Annotated in this window: 5 protein-coding genes; 2 read left to right on the top strand and 3 right to left on the bottom strand. The window is 28.3% G+C overall.

Features of this window, described 5'->3' with window-relative positions; translation table 11 throughout:
• The coding region (locus tag Q5F54_RS07220) for an HAD family hydrolase (RefSeq protein ID WP_302334159.1) at positions 1 to 365 on the bottom strand (365 nt) is incomplete at its 3' end.
• Positions 366 to 535: 170 nt separating this feature from the next.
• On the opposite strand from Q5F54_RS07220, the gene Q5F54_RS07215 reads away from it, so the two are divergent.
• Positions 536 to 2074, top strand: coding sequence for a ClC family H(+)/Cl(-) exchange transporter (locus Q5F54_RS07215; protein ID WP_281537338.1), 1539 nt, complete (start codon positions 536 to 538; stop codon positions 2072 to 2074).
• 79 nt (positions 2075 to 2153) lie between these two features.
• Here Q5F54_RS07215 and Q5F54_RS07210 read toward each other — a convergent pair whose 3' ends face one another.
• Positions 2154 to 3533 (bottom strand): MATE family efflux transporter, encoded by a 1380-nt coding sequence (locus Q5F54_RS07210; RefSeq protein WP_281537337.1) that lies wholly within the window; start codon positions 3531 to 3533, stop codon positions 2154 to 2156.
• A gap of 74 nt (positions 3534 to 3607) precedes the next feature.
• Positions 3608 to 4051 carry a MarR family winged helix-turn-helix transcriptional regulator gene (locus tag Q5F54_RS07205; protein WP_071120102.1) on the bottom strand — a complete coding sequence of 148 codons (444 nt, stop codon included), beginning with the start codon at positions 4049 to 4051 and terminating at the stop codon, positions 3608 to 3610.
• Between the two features lie 428 nt (positions 4052 to 4479).
• Between Q5F54_RS07205 and Q5F54_RS07200 the strand changes: the two genes are divergently transcribed.
• Positions 4480 to 8994: M60 family metallopeptidase (locus tag Q5F54_RS07200; RefSeq protein ID WP_302334158.1), on the top strand; the 4515-nt coding region annotated here is incomplete at its 3' end.

Here is an 8994-nt window from a genome sequence, read left to right as displayed (position 1 = left end):
ATATTTTCAACTGTTTGAGCATGAGGCTTATTAGATAATACTGCTATTTTAATATTATTTTTCTTTAAAAAATCTAACATATCATGTATACCATCATAAGCCTTAACTTCATGCATACAATTAATTTTAAAATACTCCATATAGGTAACTAGAGCATCTTCGTAATTTTCTAAATTATTATCACCACAATGAATTAAAGCTCTTTCAATTAATTTTTTATATCCATCACCGACAAGTATTTTATAAGTGTCTTCATCAATAGTACCTAAATTATACTTTTTTAAAGTTAAGTTACAGCTATAAGCGATAGCTTTTATTGAATTTATTAAAGTACCATCTAAATCAAAAATACAACATTTATACATCTTAATACCCCCTTATTTAACTTTTGTTACTATTTTATTATACATTATAAAATACTTGTAAATATAAAAAATAAGTATTTTATAAGTTAAATTTAAAATTATGAATCATAAACTATAAGATAGATAAATTGTAAAATCATATAATATAAAAAATTTAGGAGGTGATATTGATGAAAAAATACAAAGTATTTGAAATGCTAAAAAGAAGTCAAAATCTAAAATACCGTTTAGCAATAAACTCTTTAATAGTAGGTATATTGGTTGGATTAACTATTGTAGCACACAGAATAATTATAAGTAAATTGTCACCTATATTTTTAAATATTTATAAAAATGGTAGACATAATTTTATAATTGTACCATTAATATTTTTAACACTTATAGCATTAGGATATATAGTAGGAAAGTGTTTAAAAAAGCAACCTATGATAAGCGGAAGTGGTATACCACAGGTAGAAGGTATATTAACTAGAAATTTAAAAATGAATTGGTTTAGTGTATTATTTTATAAGTTTGTAGGAGGACTTATTTGTTTATGTGCAGGACTATCTGTGGGGAGAGAAGGACCTTCAGTGCAAATGGGAGCTTGTATAGGAGAAGGGGTATCAAAAAACTTAAAAAATTTAGATAATGAAGAAAAATATTTAATAACTAGTGGAGCAAGTGCAGGATTATCAGCAGCATTTAACGCACCGCTATCAGGGGTTATGTTTGCTTTAGAAGAAGCACATAAAAACTTTTCACCTTTAGTTTTAACATCAGCTATGATAGCATCTATAAGTGCTGATTTTGTATCAAAACAATTCTTTGGATTAATACCATCTTTGGATTTTAGAAAAGTTGAACCTCTACCACTTAAAAACTATTGGACACTTATAATTTTAGGAATAATAATAGGGATAAGTGGTGTTATTTTTAATAATGGAATTTTAAAAACTCAAAGTTTATTTAAAAAGTCAAAATTAAGTATTGAAATAAAATGCATAATACCCTTTGTAATTACAGGAGTAGTTGCTCTTATTTATCCTATATTATTAGGAGGAGGACATGATCTTATTATGGCACTTAAAGAGCAAAACTTTACAGTAACTGTATTATTTACTTTTATAATAGCTAAGTTTCTTTTTACATTTATTTGCTTTGGATCAGGTGTTCCAGGAGGAATATTTTTCCCTCTTTTAGTTTTAGGTGCATTAGTAGGGAATTTAATAGGACTTTTATTTACAACTTATTTTGGAATAGATAATACATATATTATAAATTTTATAATCTTAGCTATGGCAGGACATTTTGCATCTATAGTAAAAGCTCCAATAACAGCTATAATACTAATATCTGAAATGACAGGATCATTAAATCATTTATTAGCTTTGGGGATTGTTGTTATTATATCTCTTTTAACTTCTGATATACTTAAATCAAGTCCAATTTATGAAAGTTTACTTGAACGAATATTAGAAAGATATGCTATAAAGGATAATCTAACAGAAGGAAAAAAATTATTATTAGAGATAGCAGTTAGTATGGATAGTATAATGGTTGGAAAATGTATAAAAGATATTAAATGGCCAAAAAATTGTTTAGTTGTATCTATATTAAGAGGAGATAATGAGTTAATACCTAATGGAGATACTGAAATAATATGTGGTGATTATCTAACTATAATGACAGATGAGGAAATATACCAAGAACTATTAGATAGTATATAAAAAGATCTACATAATAGTATAAAAAATAGGTGACTTAATATAAGTTCACCTATTTTTATAATAATTACAATTATAAATTTTATAAAGCTTGTATTTCTTGATAAGTATCTATAGGATCGTCTTCCTTTGGTGACTTCTTAGATAAGAATACAAAGAATGATACACATAATATAATCTGAACCAAAGTAGATGCTGGAGTTGCTAATCCAACTTTAAATAAAGATACTGGCTCTATCTTACTCATAAGATAAGATACAGGTATTCTTACGCAAAATGCCCCAATAACACCTTGAATCATAACAAAAGTTGTTTTTCCACAGCCATTGAAATACCCAACCATACAAAACATTATTGCAGTAAATAAACAATCAATTCCATAAGATTTCATATAGTCCCAAGATGCTAAGATAACAGCTTCATCCTTAGTAAATATTTGAGAAAGTAAGTTTCCGTGGAAAAATGTAATATAAAACATTACAATTCCACACGCTAGGGAAGTTGCTACAGAATATAGAAGAACTTTTTTAGCTCTATTATATTTTTTCGCACCATAGTTTTGAGCAACAAATGCAGATACAGCTTGAGAGAATGATAATGGTATTAGCATTATAAATCCAACAAGTTTTTGAGCTACACCCATGCCTGCTGATGCAACTACTCCCATTGAGTTACCTATCATCATAATAACTAAGAAAGATAAGTTTACAAGTACACCTTGAATAGATATTGGTGCACCATATTTAATTATTTGTGAAGTTAAAGTTTTATGGAATTTTATACTTTTTCTAGAAAACTCAAAAGGAACACCATTTCTTTTTATTAATATTAAAGATAAAATAACACTAATTGCTTGAGCTAATACAGTAGCATAAGCAGCACCTGTTGCAGCCATTTTAAATACACCTACAAATATTAAATCACCGATTATATTTACAACACATGCTATAAAAACTGTAATAAGTGGTGTTTTAGAATCCCCAAGTCCTCTAAATACTCCGCCTATAACATTATAAGCAACTATAAAAATAGAACCCATACCACATATTTTTAAATATGAAACAGTACTATTAAAGGCTTCTTCTGGTGCTTGCATTAAAGCTGTAATATAAGATGAAAAAATAACCACAACTATAGTTGTAATTATAGCTATAATAGTGAATATAGAAATACCACTTCCTACAACATTTCCTGCATCTTTTTTATTTCCCTCACCAAGTTTTTGACCTATTAATATAGTAATTCCCATAGTAAGTCCATTAATCATTGCCGTTATAGAAGACATTATTTGACTTCCTGTTGAAACAGCAGAGACATCAGCTACACTACCAAACTGTCCAACTATAAGTAAATCCACAGCTCCATACATTGTTTGTAAAAATAATGCCATTAGTATTGGTATTGTAAATTTTACTAAAGGTGAGAATATTTTACCTTCTGTAAAATTAGACACTTTTGTCATAAATAAACCTCCTTTAAAATATTAAGTTTTGTACAAAACTATATATTTAAAATAACCATTAAATTTAAAAATGGTTATTCTAGATTATTTCTTATTTTATCAAGTACTCTGTAAAAGACATTTATTTCTTCTAAGGTTATATTCTCAGACAGTTTATTTTCAACTGAGTTAATAGCCATGGATATATTTTCATTAAGTATCATAGCTTTTTCTGTTAAAATAATTTTTTTTAAACGTGCATCTTCTGCAACAGGAACTCTTTGAATTAAGTCGCTTTTTTCCATATTATTTAACAGAAGACTAACAGATGAACGTTTTAAATCAAATTCTTTTTCTAAATCCTTTTGGAAGATATCTTTTTCTTTACCTTCCATATAAATAAAATCAATTACATAGGCTTGAGAAACCGTTAAATTATCATCAATAGAACTAATTACAGTAGCATCCATTTTCCTTGAAATTATATGATGTATTCTATTAATATCAAGTCCTAGCTTAAGTTTATTTTCAGATATCATAGGAATACCTCCTAAAAATATGTTTTGTACAAAACTATAATAACTATTATATATATTTATGTCAATGGTATCAGTTAATGTTTGATGATTATAGAAAATATATTTAGACATTTAAGTATGATTTTGATTGTATCTTTAATAAATATAAAAGTGTTTCGACAATTTTCAACTAAAAATGTTTAAATTTGTCGGAATATGTGATATAATTCTACATAATTAAATCAAAGATAAATTACAGATTAAAAAACTTAATTATTAAGTTTAAAGGGATTAAGATTAACCATAATCACAACCAGTTTACAAAATAGTAAAGCCTCTTTTGTAAACTCCCAAAATATAGGTCGCTTAAAAACACCTTCTTTTATATATAAAGGTATTATATTGGGTAATGAATTGTAATTTATATAGCAATAAACAGGAGGATATATATGAAACGAAAGATTTCTAGTACACTAGCAGTAACGTTAATTGCTAGTAATATGCAATCTTTATCATTTGCAGAGGGCAATGAAAATTTAAAAGAATTGCCAAAAAAAGAAGTTAATATTGTAAATGAAAATATAGTAAAATCTGAAGACAAAAATTCAGATGAAACAAAGGTAGAAGAAATAGAATCTAAAGACGAAAAGTCTGAAGATTTAGAAAATAAAGATGTAACAGTTGATGAAAATACTGATTTAAATGAAAAAGCATTAGAAAAAGAAAGCACTAAACCTGAAGTATATGAAGCTAAAGGAAAATTAGAACTAGACTTAAACTTTTCTTTACCAATAAAATATACAACTGTTAATCAAACAAATATAACAGTAAATCTTAAAAAAGGTGATGAATCAGTTGGAAGTATAAAACTTGGTAATGACAACTTAAATGGGAATATAGGTTCTGATATAAGCTATAAATTAGAAGCAAAAGACTCTAAGAGAGATAACTTAGATGCAAATGCTAAAGAATTAGCGTTCTACCATTTAACTTTTGAAAATCTTCCACTAGGTCAATATTCATTAGAAATAGTAGGTGATGGATATGAAACTGCATTAATAGAAAATATAGATGTTACAAAGTCTTCTAAGCGTGTATTAGCAGGAACTAGTGAAAATAAAGTAATAGTTGATGGTAAGGAAGAAGTTTATCCAGCAGTATTCTTAGCTGGTAATGTTGACTCTGATAACATAGTAAGTATGTCAGATTATAACGCTTTAAAAGAACAAATAAAAAACAATACTAAGGAACGTAAAATTGACTTAAATAGAGATGGAAAGACTGATATAACTGATTTAACATATATACATCAAAATATGAATAAAACTCAATCACAAGCTGTTATAGTTGATACTGATGTAATAATAAATCCTGAAAATGCTTCTATAGATATAGATAGTAACAAAGTAGAAGTTCAAGGTGATATTAAAAACATATTAAAAAGTGAAAATAGTTCAGTAGTATTACAAACTAAGATAGCAGATGATGGTACAGAAGTTGAAATATCAGAAACTAATCCTGTATCTATACCAATAAGTTTAGATAATACAACTAGAAGTGTTAATAAAACTGAGCAAATAGTAATAAAAGCACCATCAGCAAATGCACCATCAGCTGGTAATATAAAAATACCAAATGCTGGAGAGAATGGAGAAGATTTAATAGTAGATTTCAACAAAGCAAGTAAATCTACTAGAAATGGTGTAGATGAAATAGTAATAGACTTAGGAAAGCAAGTAGCAGTAAGTCAAGTAACTATAAACATAACTGGAAGTAGAAATAGTAAAAATCTAGTAGAAATATCTAAGGTTGAGTTTGTAAACAATGTTTACAAAGAAATTCCTAAACCAAAGATGAATATACCCGTTATTAATAATTTTACAAGTGGAACTGCAGTTGGAAATGAACACTTTGTTATAGGATGGGACCATGAACCAAATGTAACTGGATATGAAATAAAAATAGAAGAATTAAATGATAATGGAACAGTATCGAGAATAGATACTTATAGAACCAGTGAAAATACATTAAGGGTAGAAGGAGTAAATGGATACCAAATATATAGAATGAGTATTCAATCTTTAAGTGGAGATGACTGGAAGAGTGGATATAAAGATGAACAAGAAGGGTATGACAAAACAGCATCTGGAGATACAAACTTATTAAATAACTCAAATGATAAGGATGGAATACCAGACAATGTAGATGCAGACTATAACACACAAGGATGGAATTCAGCTAGTGGTGTATTAGTTAAGGATAATAAAATTTACGGAGCTGATTCTATAGTTGAATTACAAGTTATACCAGAAACAAGACCAGAAGGACCAGAAGGTATAACTGTAAAAGGTGTTTATAAGGGATTAGCTGTAAGTTGGAAATCTCATAAAAAGGCTAAAGATTATGACCTATATTATAGAAAAGTAGGAACAGGTGCATGGACTAAAGCTAATGACCCAAATGAGCCTAAATACGAAGATAGTAATCCTACAAATGATATACCAGATAATGTAGCAGAATTAACTCCAGAAGAAAAGACTGATAAAGATGAGTTAATAAGAGGCACTAGTTATAATATAAATAACCTTGAAGAGGGCGCAACATATGAAATAAAAATGACAGCTACAAATCATCATGGTACAGGTGGATTATCTAAGACCTATTTAGGAACTACAACTAAGCTTATAAATCCAATTGTTCCTAATTATAAACTTATAAATACACCTAATGATAAAACTAACCATATAGTAAGTGCTAAAGTAAAGCATTATAGAAAAGAAGAGTATCCAGAAGGAATAACACCAGAAGAAATAGGTATGATGACTGTTGATAATGATTACTCAACTTACTGGATGAACGATTCATGGGATGGTGGATATAACTGGGGAGCCCTAGGAATAACACCACACATTACATTAGATAAAGAATATACAATAGATACGATTAGATTTACAACTAGAAGAGATTCAGGTTATGAAAATCAAGGATTCTCAGATATAAAAATAGGTATTCCGGTAAAAGATGGTGAAACAGGTGGAACAATAAAAAATGGATATAGATATATTTATCCATCAGTTAAAGCAGAATTAGATAAAAATAAAAATAAATACTATACATTAGTATTAAATGAGCCTGTGACTACAAGTGAAATAATAATTGCGCCAAGTACGTGGCCTGGAGATTCGCCTACGATATCTGAAATAAAATTATACCATTATGATAGCTTAAAGTCTGATGTAGCAAGCTTATTTAAAGATGATTTAATGTTAGAGTTAAGTGAAGGTGTTACACAAGAAAAAATAGATGAACTTATAAATAGAGCAAAAACTATAGATCCAGAATCTATGGAATATCATCCAGATCAAGATCAACTACTTAAAGACTTACAAAGAGCACAAGATTTATTAAATGATATTAACTTAAGTGATAATATAAAAATATTAGATTCAGGAATAAGAAATCAAGGACAAACAATAGGACAATCTAATAATTATCAAGCGTTAGGTGTAGCTGTAAAACCTGGTGATAAAGTAAATATATATATAGGTTCAAGTAGAAAAGATACTAAATTTAACTTAGCTATAACACAACATAATGGAGAAAGTAGTACAGGTTACCAAGTTTATAACCAAAAATTAAGTGTAGGTAAAAATGAAATAGTAATACCAGAATCTAAGTTTAATATGGATTATGAAAAAGGTGGAAACTTATACTTAAGCTTTGACTCTAATTATGATGAAGTACAAAATGTACAAGTAAGAGTTAGTGGTGGAACAGAAATACCACACTTAAATGTAAATAATCTTATAGATGACGCTGCAAATGAACAAAAAGTAAAAGAATTAATAAGAGAATATATTAAAAACTTAAAATCTTATGTAGCTACGTTACCAAGTAGATATCCATCACAAGTATCTGCTGAAGATAAGATAAACAATATTTATAGATATGATGCTGAAACTTCAATATTAAATACTACAGATATTGAAGGAGAAAGAATAACTTTATCATTACCAGCAGACCAAGTATTAAAAGGAATACAAGGTGGTTTATCTAGTGAAGAAGAACAAGTTCAAAGAGTATATGATACATTACTTGCTTGGGAACAAATAATGAAAATATCTTATGCACAACAAGGATTATTAGAAAACCCAGTTGACTTTGATGGCGATGGAAAAATAACTAATAATAAATTAGAAAAACTTGGTGGAAAGAGTGAAAATGAATACTTTAATGCCAATAGAGCTCCTAGAAACCGTATAAACATCAAATATCAAAGAATGTTTACAGGAGCATTTATGTATGCTTCAAGTCACCATGTTGGTATAGGTTATGGTTCTAGTGCAGGTATGATGACTGGTGTGCCATTTAAATTAGATGAAAATGGAAAGCTAATAAATTCTGAAGATGGACAATTATTCGGATGGGGAATAGGTCATGAAATAGGGCATGTTCATGATAGACCAGGTTTAACATATGCAGAGGTTACAAATAATATTTTAGCACTTATGACTCAAACATATAACGATGAAAACTCATCTAGAATAGAAGATGGAAATGGATATGAAGATGTATATGATAGAGTAACTTCACAAAGTGTAGGTGTACCAAAGGGTAGAACAGGACTTGCAATGTTCTGGCAATTACACTTAGCATATGATGATAGTTATACTTATAATATGATAAAAACAAATAGTGATGGTGATTTAGATAACGATACATTCTACTCTAAATTATATAGAATAACTAGGGAAAAAGGTATAGCTCCTAGTGAAACAGGATATGACCAAACTGCTCAAACATATATAATGAGAGCTTCAGATGCGGTTAAAAAAGATTTAAGGCCATTCTTTAAGGCTTGGGGATTAGTAGCTAGTCCAAAAACTGATGAATACTTAAATAAAATGGATTATCCAGTTGAAACTAGAGATATACAATATATAAATGATGAAGCTAGAAGAAAG

Origin of the sequence: uncultured Romboutsia sp. (genome assembly GCF_958366745.1) — a bacterium.
Taxonomy (GTDB): domain Bacteria; phylum Bacillota; class Clostridia; order Peptostreptococcales; family Peptostreptococcaceae; genus Romboutsia; species Romboutsia timonensis.
The sequence above is the reverse complement of the archived record's forward strand: the minus strand, read 5'-3'. Positions and strand labels throughout refer to the sequence as shown.